The sequence below is a fragment of the Devosia sp. WQ 349K1 genome (assembly GCF_016595685.1).
Lineage (GTDB): Bacteria > Pseudomonadota > Alphaproteobacteria > Rhizobiales > Devosiaceae > Devosia.
The window spans coordinates 225,726-251,318 of the sequence record NZ_JAENGO010000007.1 but is presented as its reverse complement, the minus strand read 5'-3'; the positions used below and the strand labels follow the sequence as shown (position 1 = coordinate 251,318).

Here is a 25,593-nt window from a genome sequence, read left to right as displayed (position 1 = left end):
GGCATTCTGTGACCGAAAATACTAAGGCCAAGTTCGCGCGCCTGCGTGAGCGTATGGCTGAGCAAAATGTTGATCTTATTGCGCTTGCACCCAGCTCCCACATGGACTGGCTGGTGGGCTTTCACCCCATGTTGTGTGAACGTCCGTGCCTGTTGCTGATCGGCCCTGAGCGCGAGGCGTTTGTGATGCCAGCGCTGAATGCGGAAGGCTCGCGGGCGGAGACGGATATCGCCTTCCATGTCTGGTCCGATGATATTGGGCCGAAGGAGGCGTTTCTGGCAGCGCTGGCCAATGTTGGTGCGACTGCGGCCAAGCACATTGGCTTTGACGAAACCATGCGCATCGACTTTGCCATGCTGTTGCTCGACGCCCTGCCCGCGGCTAAGCGCAGCTTTACCGACGATACGCTGAGCTATTTGCGCATGCGCAAGGATGAGCGCGAATATGCGGCGCTCAAGAAGAATGCGCTGATCGCGGACCGCGCCATGCAGGCGGCGTTCAAGGCTATTCAGCCCGGCATGACCGAAAATGAACTCATGGCGATCATTAGCGATCACTTTAGTTCTGAAAACGCGCCCATGCAGTTTGCCGTGGTTGGCAGTGGTCCCAATGGCGCATTTCCGCACCACCATACCGGTGACCGCAAGCTTACCGATGGCGATGCGATAGTGCTCGACATCGGCGGCCGCACAGATGGTTTCCCAAGCGATATCACGCGCATGGCCATTATCGGCCAGGGTCCAGATGGGTATGCGGAGATCCACGACATCGTGGAACGTGCTGTGCAGGCTGCGTTGAAGGCGGCGGTTCCGGGCGCACTGGCGCGCGATGTTGATGCGGCGGCTCGCGGGGTGATTACCGAGGCTGGCTATGGCGAATATTTCGTCCACCGCACCGGTCACGGCATGGGCATTGGCGGGCACGAGCCGCCCTATATCACCGCGTCGTCGGACACTGTTCTGGCCGAAGGAATGGTGTTCTCCATCGAGCCGGGTATCTACCTGCCAGGCCGCTTTGGCATTCGCCTTGAAGACATCGTCATTCTGCGCGCCGATGGGGCGGAAATCCTCTCGTCCCTGCCTCGCACAGTCCATACGGCATAGACCAGAACCATGTGGGCGTCAGGTTGGAAGACCTGACGCTCATTTCTCACCTGCGATCGGTCAATTATTTTCATGACCTATTGGAAGGGTTGGGCAAGTCGCGCGTATATATTGGATGAGCAACCGCCTCGCCAAAGTGATTGACCACCTGCCAGACCTGCGACGGTACGCGCTGACGCTAACGCGCGAGCCGCAGAATGCCGAGGATTTGGTGCAGGAAACGCTGGTCCGCGCCTATGAAAAGCGCCGGTCCTTCAAAATTGGTGGCTCCCTCAAAACCTGGCTCATGTCGATCATGCACAATTGCTTCGTCGATGGGTATCGGCGCAGCGTTGTTCGCACGAGCGCCGACAAGGCGCGAATTGGCAGCGTAAGCTACCCACCCAATCAGGACGATGCCGTCCAATTGAGCGAAGTCCGACGCGGCTTTCTTTTGCTCTCCGATGAGCAACGCGAGGCGCTGCATCTGATTGCCATTGAAGGGCTGACCTATCCCGAGGCCGCGCAGGTTCTCAATGTGCCGGAAGGCACTTTGCTGTCGCGCGTTTCCCGTGCCCGCAAGGCGCTGCGCTCTGGCGAGCTTCTCAATCCCCCCAGACATCTCAAGATCGTAGGGAGTACCGACAATGACTGAGCACGTCACTGACGAGGATCTAACTCTCTATATCGATGGCCAAATTGATCCGCTGCGACGCGTGGTGGTTGAACAGCACCTCGCACGCAATCCTGAGCTGGCGGCACAGGTGATCGACGAGCTCCGGGTGAACCACGAGCTCTATTTGAGCAGTGTTGGTGCGCCAGAGGCGATCCGCGTTTCTTCGCAAGATCTCGCCCGGCGTCTACAAAACTCAATTGGTCGACGGGTCTTTTTCAACCGCCTGCGCCCCGTCGCAGCGGCGTGTGGTCTGGTGATGGTGGGAGCGTCTATCGGCGCACTGACCACTTCGGCACTCTCGCGCCCCTCCCCGATGCCCGACTATCTGGAGGCAGCGTTGCGCGCCCACGAAGTTAGTCAGGTGCGCGCGGTCATGACATCGCAGCCCGAGGTTCCAGAATACGATCCGGCGGAACTGCTCGCGGCGACAGCCATCGTCATGCCGACCCTGCCCGAGAGCTGGACCGTCGAAGACGTACAGGTTTATCCGTCCCGGTTTGGCCCCAGTGTCGAGATGTCCCTCAGTGCATCAGATTTGGGACGGGTTTCCATATTCGCAGCGCGCCCCGGCGACTTCGCTGCGCACAACCCTACTGCCATCAGCGAAGGCAATGCTGTTCTCGCGCACTGGCAAATCGGGGAAATCGCCTATGCGCTCGTCGGCGCCAGCGATGAAACAGAAATACTGAACGCAGCGCACATGCTCGCTGACACCTTATACTAATGGAGACGAGACAGATGTCATCCCAGCCCAACATGCGATGGGGTAATTCGGCCACCGCTTCGCAGAACACCGCCGTCTACGACGAAGGCCTGCGCCAGCATATGCTGCGCGTCTATAACTACATGGGCCTTGGCCTGGTCATCACCGGCCTCGTAGCCTTCTTCGTCGGCTCGACACCAGCCCTTTACGTGCCGATCTTCTCCTCGCCATTGAAGTGGGTTGTCATGTTCGCGCCGCTGGCGTTCGTGATGTTCTTCTCGTTCAAGATCAACAGCCTCTCCGCTGCTGCGGCGCAAGGCATGTTCTGGGCTTTCTGTGCGGTGATGGGCCTGTCGATGGCCTCCATCTTCCTGAACTTTACCGGGTCGAGCATCGCCCGTACGTTCTTCATCTCCGCTGCAATGTTCGGCGTGATGAGCCTTTACGGTTATACGACCAAAGCAAACCTCGCTAAGTTCGGCTCGTTCCTGATCATGGGCCTGATCGGCGTCGTCATCGCATCGATCGTCAATATCTTCCTCGGCTCCAGCGTTCTGCAGTTCGCGGTCTCGATCATCGGCATTCTGGTGTTCCTCGGCCTTACCGCTTGGGACACACAGTCGATCAAGGATCAGTACGCCGAGCACAATGGTGCTGAAGGCAACCAGAAGCTCGCCGTTATGGGCGCGCTGTCGCTGTATCTGAGCTTCATCAACATCTTCCAGCTGCTGCTCAGCCTGACCGGCCAACAAGACGACTAAAGCTGAGGGGCGCTGCCGACCTCTGGTCGGTGGCGCGCCTTTGCCGAGAGGGGGAATTCTATGTCGACAGAAGAGACCGTGATAAGCGGCGACGATGAAACGTTTAGTCTTTCAGCCAAGCTGGGCCAGATTGCCGGGCGAGTTGACCGCGATCGCATTTATATCCGCGACCTGCTGCTAGAGCTCGATCAGCGCGCTATCGCCGCCATGCTGTTTGTGTTCGCCGTGCCCAATACCATCCCGGTGCCGCCGGGTGTGTCAGGCGTGCTTGGAGCACCGCTCCTGTTTCTGGCGGCTCAGCTGATGTTGGGACGCTCGCCATGGTTACCAGCCATCATCGCTGATCGCTCCTTTGCGCGAGCAGACTTTGCGCGCATTCTGGCCAAGGTTGGCCCATGGCTGGAAAAGGCAGAGCGTCTTATGCGCCCGCGTTTTTCCATACTGACAAAGCCACCGGCAGAATATCTGGTCGGCGCGCTCACCCTCATTCTCGCTATCGTGCTGTTTCTGCCAATTCCGCTGGGCAATATGCTGCCAGCCATCGCCATTTGCATCCTCGCGCTGGGTCTTATTCAGCAAGATGGGCTTTGGGTTCTGGCCGGTGCGGTGACAGGCATTGTCTCCCTCGTGATTGTCTCCGGTGTCATCGCAGCTTTCGCTTTTGCCGCATGGCTGGCGATATCAGCAATCTTTTGAAACGGCCGCAGCCCTTGCCCATCAACAAATCAGCCGATCTGAAATGAACAGATCGACTTCATCCGTCGTTCTTATGAATGACAGCATCCAATATCCAACTGACGAAGACTTACAGGAGAAATATGTGCCGCTTCTTTTAGCGCGCACCAGGTGTCACAAATGATCGAACCAATATTGAATCTGCTGCTCGGCATAGCGATCATCATTATGATCATCGCTGTTGGCGGTTATTTCGTCGCTCAAGAATTTGCCTATATGGCCGTCGACCGCACCAAGCTCGCGGCGCAAGCGGCACAGGGCGACAAAGCCGCTGCGCGTGCCTTGCTTGTCACCAAGCAAACGAGCTTCATGCTCTCCGGCGCGCAGCTGGGCATCACTGTAACCGGCCTTATGGTTGGCTATGTGGCTGAGCCACTCGTTGGCGGTGCCCTCGGCACCATGCTTGGCGGGGTGGGTATCCCCACAGAAGTCGGTATTGCCACCGGCACCATTCTGGCGCTGCTCTTCGCGACCGTCGTCCAAATGATTTTTGGCGAACTCTATCCAAAGAACCTCGCCATCTCGAATGCCGAACCGCTCGCAAAAATGCTGGCGACGTCGACGCTGTTCTATCTCAAGGCGATGGGCTGGATCATCAGCTTCTTCGACATGTCTGCGAACGTGCTGCTCAAGCTGCTGCGGATCGAGCCTGTGCACGACATCGACGTCAGCGCTTCGCGCGAGGATCTGCCGCGCATTATCGCTGACTCGCGCAACAGCGGCGACCTGCCGGCCGAACTGGCCTGGATGATGGACCGTATTGTCGACTTCCCAGAACGTGACGTCGAGCACGCTATGGTGCCACGCTCGCAGGTGGATTGGATCGGCCCTGAAGCGACCATCGCAGAAGTGCGTGAGATGATGGCCCGCGCGCATACGCGCTATCCAGTGGTCGACGACGAAGAAGCCCCGATTGGGGTGGTGCATCTGTCGGACCTGCTCCCACAACTCGAAACAGCGGACCCGAACGCATCGGTGACCACCATCATGCGCCCTGCGCTGGTTGTGCCAACGTTGATGGACCTGCCGGACGCCTTCGATAAGCTGGTCGGCACCAATAACCAACTGGCCTGTGTCATCGACGAATATGGTGGCTTTGCTGGCGTTTTGACCCTCGAAGATATCGCTATGGAGATCGTCGGCGAAATCACCGATGAGCACGACAGCGATGAAGAAGATGCCGTGACCTTTGATGGCGACGGTATTTGGATCATGGAAGGCGATGTGCACCTCGACGAAGTCGAACGCACGATTGGTCGCCCGATCGAGAAAGGCGACGTCGAAACCATTGCCGGTCTGCTTATTGCCGAAACAGGCGAACTGCCGGCTGTTGATGAAGTTGTGGTTGTGCAGCTCCCTGCCGATCAAGCTGAAGTCGCAGAGGGTATTCTGATTAGCCGTAGCCTGTCTGTGACTGTTCTCGAAGTGGAGCGCCATGTGCCCACCAGAGTGCGCGTTCAGCTCATCGAGCAGGCGGAGTGATTGCCATGAAAGACCCAACATTCGTCATTCTAGCGACTATCGCTCTCATCGTTCTCAGCGCCTTTTTCGTGATCATCGAATTTGCACTGATCGGCGCACGTCGTCGTCAGCTCGAAGAAATGGCCCCGCAGAGTGCTTCGGCCCGCGCAGCGCTGCGCGGCATGAACGACTTGACCCTCATGCTTGCGGGCGCGCAGCTCGGGATTACCCTGTGCACATTCGCATTGGGCGCGATCACCAAGCCAGCAGTAGACGCGGCACTGGGCCCTATCCTGCTCAATGCCGGTGCTCCATTCTGGCTGGCCGATAGCGCGGCATTCCTGCTGTCGCTGTTCTTCGTCACCTTCCTGCATCTGGTTGTTGGCGAAATGGCGCCAAAGTCCTGGGCGATTGCGCATCCTGAAAAGGCGGCCGTTGCCATTGGTCTGGCCGCTGAAAGCTACATCTGGCCGCTGCGCCCTGTGCTCGGCGTGATCAACCGCATTGCCAACTCTCTCGTCCGTGCCTCAGGCGTTGAGCCTGTCGAAAGCACAGCTATCGGTGGGCAGGACGCGGCGACCATCCGTCAACTCGTTGAACATTCGGCGAAAGTGGGCGTGTTGGAAACGGAAGTGCAACAACAGCTCTCGAGCCTGATCGATCTGGGCAGTGCTTCGGTAAGCCATTTGATCGCTCCGGGTGGCAAGCCCGTTTCGGTTGGCCCTAAGGCCAGTGTTGCCGAGGTGCGCAAGCTTGCCGAAACTTCGGGCCACATGCGGATTTTGCTGCTCGACGAGGGCGCATCCGGGCCCAAGGTTGTGCACGTTCGCGACACGCTTCTTGAGGGTGGGTCGGCACCAGCCGCCAAGTTCGCGCGTGACGTTCTGGCCTTGCCAGAACACACGTCGGTCTACGAAGCTCTGGCCCGTATGCGTAAGGACGGCGAGCAACTCGCTATCGTCACCGCAGCAGACCGTATTCTGGGTGTCGTCACCATGGCCGACATTCTCAAACGCGTGCTGCCGCATACCGCGTAAGCAAAACAGGTGCAGTTCGGTTGAGCGAACTGCACCTGATGATCACTGTGTTGGACGCTTCGGCTTAGAAGGTCTCGTAAACTTCGTTGGCGGGGAGGGATAAAATCCGCTCCGCCATTTCGCTTTTTAGATATTCGAGACGCGCATTTTCGTCGTCGGTACGATTGGCCTTTTTGCCCAAGGCGATGAACTCGTCCCGGACAATGCCCTCACGGATGCGAACGCTGACCGTGGTGCCGCGATAGCTCACGAGCCACACGTAGCGGGCCATAGTGTCGCCGCGCTCGGTCTGCGCCAGATCGGGCTCAATCGAGAGACGGTTTTCGGTCAGGCAACGGGTGACCATTTCCAAAGCATCGCGACCGCCCGGACCACCGAACGAGGTGCGGAAGGAGATTTCGCGGCGCTCAGGGATTGCTCCATCGGCCAAGAGTGGGAGCGAGCGCTCCAGCACCTTGAACCCGTGGGCGACGCCGCCCGGAAAACCGTGACCGTGGTAGGCCATGAGGTCGGCATAGGTGTAGGTCAGTGGCTTGCCGTTTTCGAGAACGGTGAGAGTGGTGGCAGTCATTAGAGGCAATCCCGATCGAGTTCAGCGCGCATCCACGGCAAGAAGCCGTCGAGGAAGCGCGTGGTGGCAGGCATGAAGTGGCTGCCGTGGTGGTAGAAAGGATCGAGCGAGGTGATGATCATCCGGCCCTTGGTGGTCACTTCGTCGACATAGAGAATGGGCTTACCGCTTTCGTTGACGGCGAGCACTTCAGCGCCTTCGGGAACATCGAACCAGCCGTGCAAGTGCCAGGTGATGTCCTTCTGGGTGAGATATTGGAAGAGGCTGTGCTCAGGCTTGGCGATGCGCACGCCAAGGTCTGCGCCGGGGGTGAGCCACCACCAGAAATTGGTCGGCTGTGGGGTGACCTTGATATTGGGCAGGAAGAGTTCGCTGTCGCTCTCGCCGGTGGCGATGATGGTGCCGCCCATATCGAGATAATCGAGCAATTGCTGCTTGAGCGGCTCCATGCGGTCCGCTGGGGTGCGGCACGGGATCAGCACGACATTGAAGGCGTTGAGGTCGACGTTCGGCAGGTCTTCGGGGCGGACGAGCTGATCGAAATACTGCGCGTAGCGTGGCGCTTCAAAACTTTCGAGGTGGTAGTAAGTGCCGGGATTGATGGCGAGAATGGCCATTAGAGTTCTCCCATGGTCCAAGCGATAATACGGGGGGCGACTAGGGCGTGGTTCGGGTTTGGTCCGCCCATGCCACCAATGTCATTGCCAGCGTGGCTGAAGATGCGGCCACCGGTCGGGAGGCTCCATTCCCAATCGATTGGCAAATGGTCAGGGCCAATGCCATTGACCACGAGACCGCCTTCGGGAAGCGGGTTGTGACCGCGACCGTAAAAACCTGCGACGCCCTTGTTTTCTTCAAAGGACGGCTGATCGACGCCTTCAAAAATTGGGTGTTCGTTGATGCGGGTCAGCACCAGATCAGCACGCTTGGCTTTGATGATCGGCTGGTAGATTTTGAGCCCGCCAACCAGTTCGCGCAGGATGTGGCCATTGAAGAACCAATTGCCGCCACGCGCGAGGAAAGCCTCAAGATGCGGGCGTAGAGCAAGGAAGTTCAACTGGTCGATGTGGCTGGTGGTGATCAAGCCCTTTGCCTGAGCGAAATGCTCAGGGGTGAGGTCTTTCTCGCGCACGATAATGGCGTCGCCCCGCTGCATCGCCAAATCAAATAGGCCCGGCGGTGTGCCGTAGTGCGAATGGATCAGCAGCAGTTTGCCGCTTGTCGGTTCAGTCATCGTTCTGTGTACCCTTCAACGTACAGGTTTTCGCCTAAGCGAGGTAGCGATAGAGGCGCTGTGAATGGATGAGCGGTGTGCCACTCTGGGTGGTGTAAACCGCCTCGACAGCGCCAATGATGATGTGGTGCGTGCCCACGAAACTGGTTTGGAAGACCGAGCATTCAAAGCTGGCGAGAGCTGGGTTGAGGACTGGCAAGCCAGTCTCCCCCAGCATCCAGCGGGGATCGTCAAACCATCCCTCGGCAACGCCGCCGCAGCGACCGGCAAAGAGGTCAGCAATCCCCTGCTCGCTCGCTGTAAGAAGATTGACGCTAAACCGCCCATTGGTGAGCAGTTTTGGCGTGACCCGGCTCTTTTCGTTGAGACAAATCAGGAGCGTCGGCTTGTCACCATCGGCGGCAACCGATGTCATGGACGAAACGCAGGTACCATCGCGGCCGGCGGAACCGTCCGTGGCCACGATGCAAACCGAATTGGCGAATTGCGACATGGCGTTCAAAAACGCCTGCCGCGCAGGAACAGCCGCCGGAGCGGCCTCCAAATCTGCAGTACTCATTCGGCCAGAGCAGCCTTTCGCTCGGCTTCCGTGTCGATCAGCCAAGGCAACATACCGGCCAGCATGCGGGTGGTTGCAGGCATGAAGAACGCGCCGTGATGGAAGAATGGATCGAGCGTCGTGGCGATCAAGCGACCAGGCGCATAGGACACCTCGTCCTCGAACATCTGGCACTCACCATCGGCTGTCTCGACCAGAGATTTCTGGTTTTCATGCAGCGGCTCGAAAGCGCCGTGGAGATGGAAGGTGACGTCTTCTTTTTTGAGGTAATCGCAGACCACGTGATCGGGATCACTCATGCGCAAGCCAAGATCGGCACCGGGGGTCAGCCACCACCAGAAGTTGGTCGGCATTTCGCGCAGGCCAATATTGGGCAGCCATGTATTGGGGAAGGTCTCGCCCATGGCAACAAGGGTGCCACCATTGCGCATGAAGGCCTGGAACTGACGGCTCAGCGGCGCCAGAAAATAGGCATTGGTGCGGCAGGGAATGATGACGATATCGAACTGGGTGAGATCGGTTTTGGCGACATCACGCAGGTAGATGATGTGATCGAAGGAGGAGGCAAATGGCTCCCGGGTGATCGCGTCATGATGATAGTGCTGGCCGCCGTCGATGACGGCAACTATCGGCTTCAAAACTGTGTTCATGCTGCCACCTGCGAGGTTTGCGCCAACCAATCGAAAATGGCTTGAATAACCGGAATGCCCTGATCAGGACCTTCCAGCATCAGAACGGCCCAAAGCTCGACGCCCGAGTGAACAAAAATACGGCCGCCTTCAGGACGTTCGTAAAGCCAATCGACGGCAACATGATCGGGACCGACCGAGTGAATGACCGTTGCGCCCTCGGGCGCAGGATTGCTGCCTCGGCCATAAAAACCAGCAACACCCTTGCGCAGGGTGAGCTGTTCAGCGGTGACGGAGGCAAACATCGGGTGCTCGGTCTCGCGATGAATGACCAGCTCGGCTTTGCCGCGCTTTTCCATCGGCTCATAGCGTTGCAATTCCGGCAGGAATGGGCGCGCCACATGACCATTGATGACCAGCGTGCCGCCGCCATTGAGGTAGGCCTGCAGCTTCGCCGTGATCTCCACAAGGTGAACCTGATCGGCGCTCATGGAGATGATGACTGCATCGTAGACCGACCAATCGAGCCGGTCTGTGTCGTACTGCTGGTAGATATCAAGAGTGTGGTCTGCGACACGCAAAAGCGCAGGCGGGGGGCCACCGTAACTATTCTGCAAATAGAGAAAACGTCCGCTCATCTTTGTCTTTCTGTGCGTCAGGCCGCTGCGATCAGCTTGCGCGTGTAGTCATGTTGTGGGGTTTGGACGACAGCGTCCGCATCCCCGTGCTCAACGATCCGGCCTTCGCTCAACACTATGAGCCGGTCGCAGAAGTGGCGTGCCAAGGCGATGTCGTGGGTGATGAAGAGGAAGGCCGTGCCGTATTCGCGGCGTAGGTCTTCCATCAACTGCACGATTTCCATGCGCACGGATTGATCAAGCATTGAGGTTGGCTCGTCGGCGATGATCACCTTGGGGTCACAAACCAATGCTCGGGCGAAGGCGACACGCTGGCGTTGTCCGCCAGAGAGCTGAACCGGGCGACGGGACATGAAATGCCCATCGGACGGTAGACGTACTGCTGCTAATGCTGCGGCAACCTTGCGCGCGATAACGCCATCGTCGCGTTCGCCGTGGATGCGTAGCGGTTCGGCAATGATGTCGCGAATGGACATGCGATTGCGGATGGACTGGTACGGGTCCTGGAACACCATATGGACGGCGCGCGCCATGGTTTTACGAGCCGCACGACCCGCACCAAGCGGAGCTCCGTTATAGGCAATCGTGCCGCTATCGGGCTTGATCATGCCCATGACCAAACGGGCCAGGGTCGATTTACCCGCCCCACTGCCCCCAACCAGCCCAAGTTTTTCGCCGGGACGGAGGGTGAAGGACACATCGTTTAGCGCTTTGTGCGGCGCGCCGAGATTGAGACCCAAAACCGAATTTGGGTAATAGGTTTTGGTCACGCCGGTAAAGGCAATGACCGGATCGCCATTCGGCACGCCCTGCGGCCAGAGCTTGGGATCGTCAATCTCCGGCAGATTGTCGAAGAGGGCCCGCGTATGCGTATGGCTTGCTGCCGCGCGCAGGCTTTCTGGCGCGCCGAGATCGACCAATTCGCCCTGATACATAACCGCCAGACGATCGGCATGGCGGGCGATCAAGGGGAGATTGTGAGTGACGAAAAGAATAGATAAATTAAGGCTTTGGCGGAGATTTAGCAGAAGTTGCATGATCTCTTCCTGCACCAGCACATCAAGGCCTGTGGTCGGCTCATCGGCGATCACCACCTCGGGCGTGTTGCACAGGGCAATAGCGATGACGGCACGCTGACGCATACCGCCAGAGAGTTCATGGGCGTAGCTGTTGGCGTGCTTAGTCTCTAGGCCAACTTTGCCCAGCCACTCATTCACCTTGGCGGTTTTTTGGACGCTGGTCAGCTTATCGCCACGCTCAAGAGCTTCCTCGATCTGCGCGCCAATGGTGAGCACGGGATTGAGTGCGTTCATGGCACTCTGAGGGATCAGGGCGATCTTGCGACCCCGCAGCGCCCGAAGCTCTTCGGCGTCTTTTGCCAGCAGATCATCGTCACCAAGCCAGACCGCGCCGTGAGTGACACGGGCCGGATGGCGCAGGAGGCGCAGGATGGCGAGCGAGAGTGTGGTTTTGCCGGAACCGGACTCGCCGACAAGACCCAAAAGCTCACCCTTTTGGAGGGTCAGATCACAGGCTTTTACAGCGGTGTTGGTGCCAAATTCAGTGTCGTAAACAATGGTCAATCCCTGAGCAGACAGGGCCGCGCCAGACTGCGGCGCAGCATGAGCTGGAGAAAGCGGCAGTGCCTGCTTCTTGACCTTGATGCGCGGCGCGAGCGAGGCGTCATAGCCAAAGCCGATGAAGGCCAGAGCCAAAACGGTGAGCGAGACGGCTATGCCGGGCGGCAAGATCCAATAGATCCAAGTGCCGGTGAGGAAAGCGGCGCGCGCATTGGCGTGGAAGAGGATCGACCCCCAAGAGTTTTGCAGGGGATCGCCCAAGCCCAAAAAGCTCAGCGAGGTTTCAACCATGATCGCCGCAAGGGCGATGCGCACAAACTGCGGCACAATGAGAGGCGCAATCTCTGGCAGGATATGCTTGAGACCGACGAACCAGCCCCCTGCCCCCATAGCAATGGACGCTTCGACGTAACCGGCTGAACGGATAGACAAAATTTGCGCGCGCAGCTCACGCACCGGGCTCGCCCACATGACGAGCGCGATCACGATGATCTGTGTCTGGATGGAGGCCCCGAAATAGACGCCCAAAACGATGACCAGCGGCATAAACGGCATGGCCTGCACCACGTCGATGAACCGCATGACGAGGCGATCAACCCAGCCGCCATGATAGCCAACAAGGATGGCAACGGCGGTGGCAATCACGGTCGAGACCGTGGCGACCGAGAGCCCGACAATGAGAGAGACGCGCGCGCCATAGAGCAGCTGGGACCAGATGTCGTAGCCAGCGTCGTCACAGCCTAGAATATGGGCGGCGCTCGGCGTTTCGAACGGCGCGCAGCTGAGGGCGCGCGGCAGATAGCCCGCAAAAAGCGGCGCCATGACCGCAAGCAGAACAATGACGCCCAGCATGGTAATGCCCAACCACTGCACCTTGCCTGTGGCTGTCGAGAACGGCGCGATGACGCGTCTGGTATTAGAATAGTGTGCTGTCGACATGGACTTAACCCGCCCGCCGCGTGCGCGGGTCAATCAGGGGATAGAGAAGGTCGGTGACAAAGTTCGCGGCGATGATCGAAATCGTGGTGATGACGAACAGGCCCTGCAAAAGCGGATAGTCGCGCGAGTTGACGCCTTGAACGATGAGACCGCCGAGACCGGGATAGGAGAACACAGTCTCGATGATGAGCGAGCCGCCGATGAGCGCGCCAAGGCCCATCATGGTGTGGGTGTAGAGCGGCAGCAGCGCATTGCGGAACGCGTGCTTGAAGAAGATCTTGCCCTCGGACACGCCCTTGGCGCGGGCGAACATGATGTAGTCTTGATCAAGCGCCATCTGCATGGAGGAGCGCGCAATCAGAAGGACCGAGGTGGTTTGGACAATCGCGAGAGCCAGCACCGGCATAATCAAACGCAGCCCCACCCCCTGGAACCAATTCAGGCTCGGGAAGGACGTGCCCACTTTGTAAGCGCCGTAGGATGGCAGCCAACCGAGGGTCGTCGAGAAGAGAATGATCAGCATCATTGCCAGCCAGAACGGCGGCAATGAACCGACGAAAAGCACGCCGCCCATGGTGGCAATGTCGGCAATTTCGCCGCGCTTCCAGGCGGACATGACGCCTAATACCGTGCCGATCACAGTCGAGATGACCAGCGCAAAACCCATCAGCAGCAGCGTCCACGGGAGCTTCTGGATGAGGGCATCCCAGACCGGCATGCCCAGCTTGATCGACATGCCGAAATCGCCGGTGAAAATGCCGGTGAGATAGTTCCAGAACTGCACGTGGAGGGCATCATGGATGCCAAGTTCCCTCGCGACCTGCGCCACCTGCTCTTCGGTCATGGTCTCAACGACGTCCGCGCCGAGCAGAGCGTTGATGGGATCGCCGGGTGCCAAACGGGGCAAGAAGAAGTTCGCCGCGAGAGCCGCGAGCAAAGTCAGCAGATACTGCAGTGTCGTGCGCAGATAATACATGGACCGAAACGCCAAAAAGCCCGCGCGACCGAAGCCGCGCGGGCGAGCCAGACTTATTCCGCGATCAGTTGATCGATGGAGTCGGAGGTGCCGATACGGCTAGCTTCAGGCAAGAAGGAGTATTTGTGGAAGATGCCGTAGCCGAACGAAGAGGCGTAGTTGTCGTAGGCCTTCCAGTTGTAGGCAAACAGACCATCTGGGTACCAGAGCATGAAACGGCTCGGGTATTTCAGTTCATATTCCTGCAGCTTGAAGTGGGCGTCCTGACGCGTTTCGCGGCTGTCCGCTTCCCACCACTCATTGTAGAGGGCCAGACGTTCTGGTTCGCTTTCGAGCAGCGTCTTCATCTGCGGGCTCGAATAGAACTGCATGTACTGGTCCTGATCGGCCAAACCGTGCGGAGTAATTTCCGAGATGGAGAACTCGTAATTGCCATCGGTGGTCAGGCTGTTGAAGGTGGCAGCGTCCACGGCCTCAACATGGGTCTTGATGCCCACGGCATCGAATTGCTCGACCATGACTTCGGCCGCACGCACATAGAGCGGCTGATTGGTCGAAACCACGATGCGCCAATCGAACGGCGTGCCATCGGGCAGATCGCGATAACCATCACCATTGGCGTCGACAAAGCCGAGGGTTTCAAAGCCAGCCTTTGCCGCTTCGGCGTCGAATGGCACTTCAAGACCGGGCTTGGTCCAGGTGCTGTCGAGATGCGGCCAGCCGTGCTTGCCGGACTGCGCGCGACCGAGCATGACGCGCTCGACCATTTCTTCAGGATTGATCGCGAGCGACAGGGTATTGCGCAGATCGCGGTTGTTGAACACCGGATCGTTGAGGTTCATCTGCATCCAGGTGCCCCAAAGGGTTGGCGCCTGCGCGATTTCGATATTGGGATCGTCCTTCCACTGCGCGACCATTTCAGGCGGCAGAGCGCGGGCAGCACCGTCGATTTCGCCGGATTTCAGGGCCGCAAAGATCGTCTGCGGGTCCTTGATCATGACCAGCGTCAATTCCTTGACCGTCGGCGCGCCGCCCCAGAACTCTTCGTGCGCTTCAAAGCGGTAGAATTCGTCGGCCTTGTATTCGACCAGCTTGTAGGGGCCGGTGCCAATGACCGGATCGGTCATGGTGCGCGGGTCTTCGATGCCTTCCCACTGCTTCTTCTGCATGATCGGCAGCTCAGGCGCGGTCACGAGATCGAAGTTTGGCATGGGGCGCGGCGCGGTAAAGCGGACGCGGGTGGGCGAAACCAGTTCGATGGTTTCGATGCGTGGCACGTCAGAAACGTGGTGGGTCCAGCGGTTTGCCGGGCCGTTGAGGTAAAGATTGTAGGTAAAGACAACGTCTTCGGCGGTCATGTCTGTGCCGTCGTGCCACTTTACGCCCTGGCGGATTTCCGCTTCCCAGATGCGCGCGTCTTCCGACACCTGCACAACTTCAGTCGCCAGCCACGAGCGGCCCTTGGACATATAGGGCGATGGCTCAAGCAGTTTATCGAGGGCCAGATACAGCACCCAATCGTTCCAGCTGTTGCCGATCGTATAGGTGGTGATGTTGGCTGCGGTGTTCCAAATGCCGATGGTCAGGCTATCAGCAGTCTTTGGACCCTGATTGTTGACCGTGCTGAGGATGCCCGCAGCCGTGTGAGGGCTGCCATTGCCCGCTTCAGGATTAGCGTGGAGCCTCGCATCGTGAGCAGAGCTAGGCGCGGCAAGGCATAGGGCGAGCGCAACAGCACTCGCACCCCGAAGGAGTAAACGACGCATTTGGAAGATCCGGTTTTGTAAACTGGGCTACAAGCACCCTTAACCGGACTGCTAAACTCATGTTAATGTCAGGTCAAGAGATTCTTGAACATCATTGTCATGTTTATATGACACTGCCCTATGCTTTCTAAATAGCTAAGGCAGGTCATAAAATTCAGCGACGAGTTTAAACGTCGGCTTGCCAGTTTTGCTGTAGCTTCTGCACACTGGAGGGTTCCACGTGACCGAGCTATCCCCACAAGCGTCTATCGTCGTACACGGCATTACCACTGTTTCAGGCCGCTATTCACTTGGCGCGAGACCTGCTCACGCTGGCCTCAACCTGTTTGCTTGCCGGTTACGTATGATCGCAACGACCAGTCTGGGCGTGGCCGCACCGATTATTCCGCAATTGGGTGAAATGGTTACGGCACGCTTTGCCGCTTTTGGTGCCCTGCAGGGCCCGGTGACACGGCGCCTCGAAGATGGGTTTGAGATGGCTTTGCTCATGAGCAGCGCGCGCACATTGGAGCATAACGAACGTATCAACAATTTCACTGAAACACTGTGGACGGAAACCAACAACCGCCGCAGTAGCGAACGTCTGCTACCAAAAAACCCACGCACCATCATTTGTCGCGGACAGGATGAGTGGCCACAGCCATGCCTCGTCATCGACTATTCCGGTCGCGGGGCAGCGGTATCGGCACCGTTCCAACCGGCAATCGGCGAACTCGTCACCATCGGTCAGCTTGAGGGGGCGGTCGTGCGCCTCTTCGACATCGGCTTTGCTGTGCAGTTCACCGAGCACTATTCCACACGCGACGCGCAATTGGCACTGGAGGCGCCCAAGGATTGGCGTCACGCCATGCGCCGCGCCTTCCCAAGCCTATAAAAGAAAAAGGGGCCCGAAGGCCCCTTCCCCAAACCCTGCCAATTAGGCCGAGTAGTACATTTCGTATTCGACTGGGTGCGGGGTCATTTCGACACGCAGCACTTCAGCCATCTTGAGCTCGATGTAAGCGTCGATGAAATCGTCATCCATCACGCCGCCGACCTTGAGGAACTCACGGTTCTTGTCGAGGCTTTCCAGAGCTTCGCGGAGCGAACCGGCGACGGTCGGGATTTCCTTGAGTTCGTCCTTTGGCAGTTCGTACAGATCCTTGTCCATTGGCTCGCCTGGGTGGATCTTGTTCTTGATACCATCAAGACCAGCCATCAGCAGTGCGGTGTAGGCAAGGTATGGGTTCGCCAGTGGATCTGGGAAGCGAACTTCAACGCGCTTTGCCTTCGGCGACTGGCCGAATGGAATACGGCACGACGCCGAACGGTTACGAGCCGAGTAAGCCAGCAGAACTGGAGCTTCAAAGCCTGGAACCAGACGCTTGTAGGAGTTGGTGGTCGGGTTGGTGAAAGCGTTGATCGCCTTCGCGTGCTTGATGACGCCGCCGATGTAGTAGAGGCAATCCATCGAAAGACCAGCGTACTGGTCGCCAGCGAAGAGTGGCTTGCCATCCTTCCAGATCGACATGTGGCAGTGCATGCCCGAACCATTGTCGCCAAAAACAGGCTTTGGCAGGAAGGTTGCAGTCTTGCCGTAAGAGTTAGCAACCTGCTGAACGCCATACTTGTAGATCAGCACGTCGTCAGCCGATGCGATCATGGTCTTGTACTTCAGACCAAGTTCGTGCTGAGCCGATGCCACTTCGTGGTGGTGCTTTTCAATGATGACGCCCATTTCGCCGAGGGCTTCGAGCATTTCACCACGCATGTCCTGCGCGTTGTCCAGCGGTGGAACTGGGAAGTAGCCCTTCTTGATGCCAATGTGGTGGCCGTTGTTGCCGCCTTCGAAGTCCGCATCATTGTTGGTTGGCAGTTCTGCCGCGTCAACCTGGAAGCCAACCTTATAGGTGGAGGTCGAGTACTTCACGTCGTCGAAGATGAAGAATTCTGGTTCTGGACCGAAAACGACGGTGTCACCAACACCAGACGACTTGACGAGACCTTCAGCCTTCTTCGCGATCGAACGTGGGTCGCGGTTGTATGGCTGGTAGGTTGCTGGCTCGAGAATGTCGCAGTTGATTGCGAGGGTCTTGGCAGCAAAGAACGGGTCGATGTAAGCGGACGCCGGATCTGGCATGAGAACCATGTCGGACTCGTTGATGGCCTTCCAGCCAGCAATCGAAGAACCGTCAAACATCACGCCGTCTTCGAACATGTCGGCGTCGACAACAGACACGTCCATAGTCACGTGCTGAAGCTTACCGCGCAGGTCGGTAAAGCGCACGTCTAGGTACTTGATGTCCTCGTCTTTCATGCGCTGGATGATGTCGGCTGCGGTCGTCATTTGGGTCTTTCCCCTGTCTTGCGGAAACGGTTGTATTCAGTCGGGTGCGATGCGCTCGGTCTAAGGGGACTTAGAGCGCGTCGTCACCAAATTCGCCGGTACGGATGCGGATCGCTTGTTCGATCGAGTAAACAAAGATCTTGCCGTCGCCGATGCGCCCTGTCTGGGCTGCTGCGCGGATAGCTTCGATTGCCTTTTCAGCGACGTCGTCGGTGCAAACCACCTCGACCTTCACCTTTGGCAGGAAGTCCACCACATATTCAGCGCCACGATAGAGCTCCGTGTGGCCTTTTTGGCGCCCAAAGCCCTTGGCTTCGGTCACAGTGATGCCCTGCAGACCTACTTCCTGCAGTGCCTCTTTTACTTCGTCGAGTTTGAACGGCTTTACGATAGCCTCGATCTTTTTCAACTCATGCCTCCATGGCCACTTTCGGCAATTACCGCCAATACATATGCATAGGGTGTGCCAACTCACGCAAGCTTCAAGAAAACCATATTTTCCATAGCCTTAGTCAATAAGCGAAAAACAGTGTAGCACGGGCAAAGTGAGGTATATGCACAAAGTTTAGGCAGCACGCACAGATTTACAGCCCAATCACCACAGCACTCGGTTTTGGTGCCGCAGTTTTAAGCGGCGACCTTGGGTAATGCCAGAAGAGAGTGGCAGTGACTTCTATTCGGCACCGGCAATGTACGCAGATCATCCCGGAGCGCCACAGGCTGTAGAGCCGTGCATAACAAGAGAAATATACCGTCGGCACATCACACAAGGGTGGTGAAAGCCTGTACCGACAAAGCCAAACGCTAGATGCGAAAAAAGCGGCATCACGGCTGCCGCTTTTTCAATCAGATTAAATCTGAAACCACTCAACAGGTGAGTGATGGTGCGCCCGGAGGGACTTGAACCCCCACGCCGTGAAGCGCTGGAACCTAAATCCAGTGCGTCTACCAATTCCGCCACGAGCGCGCTGTCGGCTTGCTATGATATTGTCATAACGGGGTCAATGCCCTGCCCTCATTCTCCTCAGCGCAAAGCACAGAATCTTGTGAAACAGCCGACTCTGGCGCGTTCAATCATGTGGAAAACTGCGCAGTGAGCCCGCTCCCTCACCACTTGATTACCGCGCCAAGATGCAACCACATGAAAAATCGCAGGTTTGCTAGGGTATCCGGCGTTTAGACAGGCATAGCAATGCTTGCACCAAGCCCGAATAGCCTCTATACGCCTCCATCAACCCGGCCTGAGGCCGCGCTTTGTTTTGGCGCGTCCAAATGATGGATTGGTGAAAGTGTCGACCCAACAGATGGGTTTTGTGCTTTCAAGCCCTGTATTTAACGCGGGGTAAGAAAAGCAAACGGCTCATCTGGCGCGAAATTTTCGCGTGGCCTCGCCTCCTGAATCAATGCGTCATGCCGTTGGCCTAACGAGATCAAACAAGACGGGAATAGACCCCCATGCAGGTAACTGAGACCCTCAACGAAGGCCTGAAGCGCAAGCTCAGCGTCACCATTTCGGCCGCTGACCTTAACGCGCGCCTCGACACCAAGCTCGAAGAGCTCAAGGGCCAGGCTAACATCAAGGGCTTCCGTCCCGGCAAGGTGCCGACCGCTCACATGAAGAAGGTCTATGGCCGTTCGGCTATGTCCGAAGTCATGACCGACGCGATCAACGAAACCGTTGCTAGCGCGCTCGACACCCGCAAGGAACGCGCAGCTGCTCAGCCAAAGGTTGATCTGCCGCAGGACCAGGCAGTGATCAACGACGTGCTCGACGGCAAGACCGATCTGGCATTCGAAGTTGAATACGAAGTTCTCCCACCAGTAGCACTGATGGACACTGCTGGCGTCAAGATCACCAAGCCAGTGATCGACGTGACCGACGCAGAAGTCGACGTCGAAGTGAACCGCGTTTTCGCACAGAACCGCGGCTACACCGACAAGGGTGATGGCGCAGTTGTCGAAAACGGCGACCGTCTCGGCCTTTCCTTCGTTGGCAAGATCGACGGCGTTCCATTCGATGGCGGCACTTCCGAGCACGCTCACCTGACCGTTGGTTCGGGCGAATTCATTCCTGGCTTCGAAGAACAGCTCGTCGGCCAGAAGAAGGGTGAAACCAAGACCATCAAGGTTACCTTCCCAGCTGACTACCAGAACGCTGATCTGGCCGGTAAGGAAGCAACCTTCGACGTCACCATCCTGCATGCTGACGGCCCGAACGCTGGCGAACTCGACGACGAATTCGCGAAGAAGCTCGGCCTCGAAGACGTTGCAGCTCTGCGCAAGATCATCCGCGAACAGATGGAATCGGCTCTCGCTTCCATGGGTCGCCAGCACATGAAGCGCCAGGTTCTGGACGCTCTCGATGACGGCCACAAGTTCGACGTTCCAGCTCAGCTGGTTGAAGCTGAATTCGCCACCATCTGGCAGCGCGTTGAGCACGAAGTGCAGTCGCACGGCCGTTCCTTCGAAGACGAAGGCACCACCGAAGAAGCAGCTCGTGAACAGTACCGCCGTATCGCGGAACGCCGCGTGCGCCTCGGCCTCGTCGTTGCCGAAATCGGCAACACCAAGGAAGTTCAGGTTTCGGACGAAGAGCACCAGCAGGCGCTTATCGCTGAAGTCCGTCGCTTCCCAGGCCAGGAACAGCAGGTTTACGACTACTACCGCAAGAACCCACAGGCTCTCGCAAGCCTGCGTGCTCCAATCTTCGAAAACAAGGTCGTCGACCTGATCATCGATACCGGTGCTATCACCGAGAAGAAGATGACCCGTGAAGAGCTCGCAAAGCTCATCCAGGCAGACGAAGACGAAGTGCCAGAAGAGCACCACCACTAAGATCTGAGCATAGCTCAAACGAAAGCCGCCCTCCGGGGCGGCTTTTTTTATGCTCCGATTTCAGTGGCGAAAATTTTATTGAACCTTTCCGCTTCTGTCTCATTGGCTAGGGACAGAGGAGTTGATTAATGGGCTTCATTATTTCCGCTTTCAATCGCCACCCCAAAGGCGACCACAACCGGCGCGTTGCTCTCGGAATCGACGCTGAAGATTTCGCTCGTCACGCGGGCATTACCGCCGAAGAATTGCATGAATATGAGTTTACCGCGCCGGACCATAAATTCGATCCGGAAGTGGCCGCACGCGTAGGCGAAGCGCTTGAAGAGCTCGAAGCGCGCGACGCGCAGGCCTCATCGAGCAGAACTGCGTCGCAGGCCAGCCGCCCCGTTTCCCATATTTGAAGGACGAGATTTTGGATCATTCCCGCCACACCCCGCTTGCAGCAACCGAACTCAACGCTTCCACGCTTGAAGGCGCAACAATTTACGGTCCAGACGACCACCATGTCGGCAAGGTCGCTCATGTTCACGGGCTTGGCGCGATTTCTCAGGTTGTCGTTGATGTCGGTGGCTTTCTTGGCCTCGGCGCAAAACCGGTCGCGCTGAACGTGTCAGACCTCAATTTCATGCGTGATGAGGACGGCAATGTGCACGGCGTCACGCGCTTTACCAAAGATCAGCTGAAAGCTCTGCCAGAGCATGTTGATCGCTGAACACTGACCTGACCTCCAGTCAGTTGGTGAAGAACGGGAGCTCCTCGCGGGGCTCCCGTTCTTTTTAGACCGCGGCAGCCATGTCGGCGAAAAAGTCTTCCGGACTGTCAACTTCGACCAGCCGCTTACCCTTGATCTGCAAAAACCGCGTCCCAACCGCCCGCAGAAACGCGCGGTCGTGACTGACGATAATGGCGGTAGCGCCCTGCCCGCAGATATCGTCCTCAAGCTGTTCTTGCCCGGGGATGTCAAGGTGATTGGTCGGCTCATCCAGCAAATAGAAATTGGGCTTGGCTAATCTTAGCGCCAAGAGCGCGACACGCGCCCGCTGACCAAGGGACAGTGTCGCCATTGGCTTGGTTTGCTTCTCGGTGGCAAACCCCGCGCCCGCCAACAGCGCAATCGTCCGCCGATCGCCCTCGTCAAACCGCTCCAATAGGTAATCAAGTGGTGACCGATTAGTGGGGAGCCAAGCGAGGGCTTGGTCCATATATCCGGGCACAAGCTGAGGCGAGAGCCGTACACCGTCAACCATATCGCCCGCAAGTGCCTCTGTAATGATGCGCATGAATTGCGATTTGCCAGCCCCATTAGCGCCTAAGAGGACAACCCGATCCCCCTGAAAAATATGCAGCTTTTCAATCGAGAATAAGGGGACGGCATTTGGAGTGGTAACGGTAAGGCCACTGATTGCCATCATGACGCGAGCGTCCGCACCGCTATTGCCGAGCTTGACCAAGCCCGTCCGATCGCGATGCACCTCTTGGACTTTGTTTTCAATCTTCTCGGCACGCTCGCGCAACTGTTTGGATTTCACCGTCAGCAGATCGCTTCCCGAGTTGATACCGATATTGGTGAGTTTTGCGGCTTGCTTGCGCAGCTGAGTGGCTTCTTTGAGATCACGCTCGCGCTGGGCTTGGGCCGCAGCATCGACGCGATCAAGCTCTGACCGGGCCGCCGAATAGGCAAGCGGCAGATAGACGGGCTCATCAGGACGCAGGAACAGTGTCCTATTGGTTACGCGATCGAGAAAGGCCCGATCGTGGCTAGCGATAACCACCGGCATGGATTTCGCCGCATAAGCGAGCCAATCCTCAAGCGCGACGATACGGGAGAGATCAAGATGGTTGGTCGGTTCGTCCATCAGCAGGCCATCCGGCTCGCCAACCCAACAGCGCGCCAAAAGGGCCATGCGCTGCGACCCACCACTCAACTGATGGAGAGCCTTGTCGCGAAACTCTTCTGGGATAGAAAAATCCTCAAGCACCACATCAACCCGCCAGCCTTCGCTTTCGAGCTGGCTGCGGTCGAGCCCCGTGCCGACGAAGTCGCGCAAGGAGAGCGTGAGAAATTCTGACGGAATGTCCTGCGGAATATGGCCGAGTTTCAAGCCCCGCGAGCGCGTGATCGCGCCTTCGCTCAATTCAAGCTCCCCCGCCAAGGCCCGCAAAAGCGTAGACTTGCCGCGCCCGTTTGGCGCCACAAGGCCAACACGGTCGCCATCAGCGATAGAAAGAGTGAGATTGGAGAATAAGAGATCGCCCGCACGGTGGCCGGCATTTTTGAGACTGAGAGTGCCCATGGATTTCGCTCATTGGATCGGCGCAAGGGGAGCGCCATTTGCCGTCAATTCAGCGCTACAGCATCAGCCGAAGCGCCATAAAGGGCGAACCAAGTGGGAAGGAGCGAAATATCGTCCGGACCGACTGGTCAGCCCTGCAGCCTAAGCAACAGGGCATGGACGGGACCACGCTGGCGATGCGTCGGAAATATTGTCACGTCACCCTCCCGTCTCGACATTGAACGATGCATAAGTTTATGCCGCCCCGAAGGACGGCACAAGATATTCAGCAGAAATAAAAGAGACCTATCGCCAACACCATCGCAAGAACACGCGAGGTGCGGAGATTGGCCAGCCGGTACGCAATACTATTTCCGGCGTGTGGCCAATGTCCTGGCACAGTTGGGCGGGGAACACTTGTTTGATACGCAATACTCAAGTGATCTGCCCTCATACGGCAACTCCATACAAAAACCGTATGTCCACATGAGTATCAGCACGCACTTAAAAAAGTGCTCCCAAGAAACAAACAGAACGTAAATTCATCCACTTATCCTGGGACACTCACTGTCCCGGAATGAGAACAAGCACCCATCAGGCACATCCAGAGTTCTCATATCGTTCACCTTGACGGCAACGAAGCTCAGCTCATCTGTGGGAATTGAACGCAGGTCCAGACCGGCAAAAATCCTCGCGATATGGTAGAAAACCCAATTCGCCCGATTCGGGCCGAACTGATGGAAAATGTATGTCGTCAGATCTCTTCGGAGCAGCCGCTCCTCAGCAAGACCAACCACAGATCAAACCGAAAGCCGAAGTCGCGCCTCGCGTCTCCGGTTCGCCGGAGGCCTATGGTGCTGCCGACATCGAGGTATTGGAAGGCCTTGAGCCTGTCCGTCGCCGTCCGGGCATGTATATCGGCGGCACGGATATCAACGCCTATCACCACCTCTTCGCCGAAGTTATCGACAACTCGATGGACGAAGCGATCGCCGGTCACGCGACCCGCATCGAAGTTCATTTGGGCGCCGATGGCTATTTGACCATCTCGGATAACGGCCGTGGTATTCCGGTCGAAATCCACCCAAAGTTCCCCGGTCGCTCCACGCTTGAGATCGTGCACACGATTTTGCACGCCGGCGGCAAGTTCGACGGCAAGGCCTATGAAACATCCGGCGGCCTGCACGGCGTTGGTGTTTCGGTTGTGAACGCGCTCTCGGACGACTTGGTCGTTGAGGTCGCGCGCGAGCAACAGCTTTATCGCATTCAGTTCTCGCGCGGTAAGGTGGTGCAGGACGTGGTCAATGTGGGCCGCGTGCAGAACCGTCGCGGCACGACGACCCGCTTCCATCCCGACCCCGAAATTTTTGGCCCGACGGCAAAGTTCAATGCCGGCCGCCTGTTCCGCATGACCCGCGCCAAGGCATACCTCTTTGGTGGCGTTGAGCTGCGCTGGAGCTGCGACGAAGAACTGGCGAGCGACGACGTTCCGGCCAAGGCTGTCTTCCACTATCCGGATGGCCTCAAGGACTTCATGACGGCGCGGATCGAAGGCGAAACGCGCATTACCGACGAAATTTTCGCGGGCAAAACCGGCCGCCCCGGCAGCCACGCTTCGGTCGAATGGGCGATTGCCTGGACCCTGGGGGACGGCGGCGTACAGTCTTATTGTAATACCGTCCCGACGCCTGATGGCGGCACGCACGAAGCGGGCCTGCGCATGGTGCTGCTGCGCGGCCTCAAGAACTATGCGGAACTGATCAAACACAAGGGCGCGGCCAATCTGACCGCTGAGGACATCCTGACCTCCTGCTCGGCCATGCTGTCGGTGTTCGTGCGCGAACCAGAATTCGTTGGCCAGACCAAGGACAAGCTCGCCTCTCAAGAAGCCACGCGTATTGTTGAAACAGCGCTGCGCGATGCGTTCGACCATTGGCTGGCGGCCTCGCCCAACCAGGCAGGCAAGCTGCTGGACTGGGCCGTAGAGCGCGCTGAAGAGCGCTTGCGTCGCCGCAAGGAAAAAGAGATCGATCGCGCCAGCGCCACGCGCAAGCTACGCCTGCCCGGCAAGCTCGCAGACTGCACGCAGAATGCGGCGCAAGGTGCTGAATTGTTCATCGTGGAAGGTGACTCGGCGGGCGGATCTGCCAAGCAGGCGCGTAACCGCATTACTCAGGCCGTTATGCCGCTGCGCGGTAAGATCCTCAACGTTGCTGGTGCAAGTCGCGACAAGCTCGCCGCCAACCAGCTGATTGCCGATCTCATCCAAGCGCTCGGTTGCGGTACCCGCGATCGCTATTCTGAAGATGAGTTGCGGTATGACAAAATCATCGTCATGACCGACGCGGACGTGGACGGGGCGCACATTGCCGCGCTCCTCATCACCTTCTTTTTCCAAGAGATGCCCAAACTCATTGAGAATGGTCACCTCTATCTTGCCCTGCCGCCGCTCTACCGCATCACTCAAGGCAACAAGACGCTCTATGCGCGTGATGACGCCCATAAGAACGAGTTGATGAAGACCGAGTTCACCGGCAAGAGCAAAATCGACATCACCCGATTTAAAGGTCTGGGTGAAATGCCTTATGTGCACCTGCGCGAGACGACGATGTCGCCGAAATCGCGCCAGTTGCTACAGGTGAAAATGCTGGATGATCGCGATGCAACCCGCACCGCCGTGGATCGATTGATGGGCAATAAGCCTGAATTGCGCTATGAATTCATTCAGGAGAACGCTGCTTTTGTGACCGATTTGGACATTTGATCAGCAAAGATTTACTGCAATATGGCGTGAATCGGGCAAACCCGTTGA

Annotated in this window: 24 protein-coding genes and 1 tRNA gene; 12 read left to right on the top strand and 13 right to left on the bottom strand. The window is 57.7% G+C overall.

From position 1 onward, the window contains the following. Positions 1-8 precede the first annotated feature (8 nt). From JHL21_RS15220 to JHL21_RS15190, 7 genes are all read left to right on the top strand, one after another. Positions 9-1,103, top strand: a complete 1,095-nt coding sequence (locus tag JHL21_RS15220; RefSeq protein WP_367948207.1) for a M24 family metallopeptidase — start codon at positions 9-11, stop codon at positions 1,101-1,103. A gap of 115 nt (positions 1,104-1,218) precedes the next feature. Further along, positions 1,219-1,737 carry a sigma-70 family RNA polymerase sigma factor gene (locus JHL21_RS15215; RefSeq protein ID WP_200214374.1) on the top strand — a complete coding sequence of 173 codons (519 nt, stop codon included), beginning with the start codon at positions 1,219-1,221 and terminating at the stop codon, positions 1,735-1,737. Next, entirely contained in the window at positions 1,730-2,482 is a 753-nt protein-coding gene (locus tag JHL21_RS15210; RefSeq protein ID WP_182395593.1) for an anti-sigma factor, read from the top strand. Before JHL21_RS15215 ends, JHL21_RS15210 begins: the two co-directional genes overlap by 8 nt. Positions 2,483-2,496: 14 nt before the next feature. Further along, positions 2,497-3,222, top strand: a complete 726-nt coding sequence (locus tag JHL21_RS15205) for a Bax inhibitor-1/YccA family protein (RefSeq protein ID WP_254082079.1) — start codon at positions 2,497-2,499, stop codon at positions 3,220-3,222. Positions 3,223-3,282: 60 nt separating this feature from the next. After that, positions 3,283-3,918, top strand: coding sequence for an exopolysaccharide biosynthesis protein (locus JHL21_RS15200; RefSeq protein ID WP_200214372.1), 636 nt, complete (start codon positions 3,283-3,285; stop codon positions 3,916-3,918). A 159-nt stretch (positions 3,919-4,077) separates the two neighbouring features. Continuing rightward, positions 4,078-5,439, top strand: coding sequence for a hemolysin family protein (locus JHL21_RS15195; RefSeq protein ID WP_169194048.1), 1,362 nt, complete (start codon positions 4,078-4,080; stop codon positions 5,437-5,439). Between the two features lie 5 nt (positions 5,440-5,444). Next, positions 5,445-6,455, top strand: a complete 1,011-nt coding sequence (locus tag JHL21_RS15190) for a CNNM domain-containing protein (protein ID WP_200214371.1) — start codon at positions 5,445-5,447, stop codon at positions 6,453-6,455. Between the two features lie 64 nt (positions 6,456-6,519). Here the strand turns inward: JHL21_RS15190 and JHL21_RS15185 are convergent, their stop codons facing one another. From JHL21_RS15185 to JHL21_RS15145, 9 genes are read right to left on the bottom strand one after another with little or no spacing between them, the layout of a single operon-like run. After that, the gene (locus JHL21_RS15185) at positions 6,520-7,026 is read right to left on the bottom strand and encodes a hypothetical protein (protein ID WP_200214367.1); all 507 of its coding nucleotides are present in this window, start codon (positions 7,024-7,026) and stop codon (positions 6,520-6,522) included. Then, on the bottom strand, positions 7,026-7,643 hold the full coding sequence (locus tag JHL21_RS15180; protein ID WP_200214366.1) for a hypothetical protein: 618 nt from the start codon (positions 7,641-7,643) through the stop codon (positions 7,026-7,028). Before JHL21_RS15180 ends, JHL21_RS15185 begins: the two co-directional genes overlap by 1 nt. Beyond that, positions 7,643-8,260 carry a hypothetical protein gene (locus tag JHL21_RS15175; protein WP_200214365.1) on the bottom strand — a complete coding sequence of 206 codons (618 nt, stop codon included), beginning with the start codon at positions 8,258-8,260 and terminating at the stop codon, positions 7,643-7,645. Before JHL21_RS15175 ends, JHL21_RS15180 begins: the two co-directional genes overlap by 1 nt. Before the next feature lie 34 nt (positions 8,261-8,294). Then, positions 8,295-8,819, bottom strand: a complete 525-nt coding sequence (locus JHL21_RS15170) for a flavin reductase family protein (protein ID WP_200214364.1) — start codon at positions 8,817-8,819, stop codon at positions 8,295-8,297. Then, positions 8,816-9,469 carry a hypothetical protein gene (locus JHL21_RS15165; protein ID WP_200214363.1) on the bottom strand — a complete coding sequence of 218 codons (654 nt, stop codon included), beginning with the start codon at positions 9,467-9,469 and terminating at the stop codon, positions 8,816-8,818. Before JHL21_RS15165 ends, JHL21_RS15170 begins: the two co-directional genes overlap by 4 nt. Then, positions 9,466-10,086, bottom strand: a complete 621-nt coding sequence (locus JHL21_RS15160; RefSeq protein WP_200214362.1) for a hypothetical protein — start codon at positions 10,084-10,086, stop codon at positions 9,466-9,468. Before JHL21_RS15160 ends, JHL21_RS15165 begins: the two co-directional genes overlap by 4 nt. Positions 10,087-10,103: 17 nt before the next feature. Continuing rightward, the gene (gene nikE, locus JHL21_RS15155) at positions 10,104-12,605 is read right to left on the bottom strand and encodes a nickel ABC transporter ATP-binding protein NikE (protein ID WP_200214361.1); all 2,502 of its coding nucleotides are present in this window, start codon (positions 12,603-12,605) and stop codon (positions 10,104-10,106) included. A gap of 4 nt (positions 12,606-12,609) precedes the next feature. Then, positions 12,610-13,581: an ABC transporter permease gene (locus JHL21_RS15150; protein WP_199530541.1), complete on the bottom strand. Its 972-nt coding sequence runs from the start codon at positions 13,579-13,581 to the stop codon at positions 12,610-12,612. 53 nt (positions 13,582-13,634) lie between these two features. Then, positions 13,635-15,347: an ABC transporter substrate-binding protein gene (locus tag JHL21_RS15145; RefSeq protein WP_200214359.1), complete on the bottom strand. Its 1,713-nt coding sequence runs from the start codon at positions 15,345-15,347 to the stop codon at positions 13,635-13,637. Positions 15,348-15,567: 220 nt separating this feature from the next. Between JHL21_RS15145 and JHL21_RS15140 the strand changes: the two genes are divergently transcribed. Beyond that, on the top strand, positions 15,568-16,221 hold the full coding sequence (locus JHL21_RS15140) for a hypothetical protein (protein ID WP_169194059.1): 654 nt from the start codon (positions 15,568-15,570) through the stop codon (positions 16,219-16,221). Between the two features lie 42 nt (positions 16,222-16,263). Here JHL21_RS15140 and glnA read toward each other — a convergent pair whose 3' ends face one another. The 3 genes from glnA to JHL21_RS15125 all read right to left on the bottom strand — a co-directional run bounded on the left by glnA (position 16,264) and on the right by JHL21_RS15125 (position 18,640). Then, complete coding sequence (glnA, locus tag JHL21_RS15135) at positions 16,264-17,673, bottom strand: type I glutamate--ammonia ligase (RefSeq protein WP_182395571.1); 1,410 nt, start codon at positions 17,671-17,673, stop codon at positions 16,264-16,266. A 70-nt stretch (positions 17,674-17,743) separates the two neighbouring features. Then, positions 17,744-18,082 (bottom strand): P-II family nitrogen regulator, encoded by a 339-nt coding sequence (locus JHL21_RS15130; protein ID WP_169194061.1) that lies wholly within the window; start codon positions 18,080-18,082, stop codon positions 17,744-17,746. A 473-nt stretch (positions 18,083-18,555) separates the two neighbouring features. Beyond that, positions 18,556-18,640, bottom strand: a tRNA-Leu gene (locus JHL21_RS15125). Between the two features lie 488 nt (positions 18,641-19,128). Between JHL21_RS15125 and tig the strand changes: the two genes are divergently transcribed. The 3 genes from tig (at position 19,129) to JHL21_RS15110 (ending at position 21,220) form a co-directional block, all read left to right on the top strand. Continuing rightward, entirely contained in the window at positions 19,129-20,508 is a 1,380-nt protein-coding gene (gene tig, locus JHL21_RS15120) for a trigger factor (protein WP_200214357.1), read from the top strand. Positions 20,509-20,636: 128 nt separating this feature from the next. Next, positions 20,637-20,909, top strand: coding sequence for a hypothetical protein (locus JHL21_RS15115; RefSeq protein ID WP_200214355.1), 273 nt, complete (start codon positions 20,637-20,639; stop codon positions 20,907-20,909). A gap of 11 nt (positions 20,910-20,920) precedes the next feature. Next, positions 20,921-21,220, top strand: coding sequence for a PRC-barrel domain-containing protein (locus JHL21_RS15110; RefSeq protein ID WP_200214354.1), 300 nt, complete (start codon positions 20,921-20,923; stop codon positions 21,218-21,220). Between the two features lie 64 nt (positions 21,221-21,284). On the opposite strand, the gene JHL21_RS15105 is transcribed toward JHL21_RS15110, so the two are convergent. Then, a complete protein-coding gene (locus tag JHL21_RS15105; protein ID WP_200214349.1) occupies positions 21,285-22,802 on the bottom strand; it encodes an ABC-F family ATP-binding cassette domain-containing protein in 1,518 nt (505 codons plus the stop codon). Positions 22,803-23,529: 727 nt separating this feature from the next. Here JHL21_RS15105 and parE point away from each other — a divergent pair. Next, on the top strand, positions 23,530-25,545 hold the full coding sequence (parE, locus tag JHL21_RS15100) for a DNA topoisomerase IV subunit B (protein ID WP_200214347.1): 2,016 nt from the start codon (positions 23,530-23,532) through the stop codon (positions 25,543-25,545). Positions 25,546-25,593 lie beyond the last annotated feature (48 nt).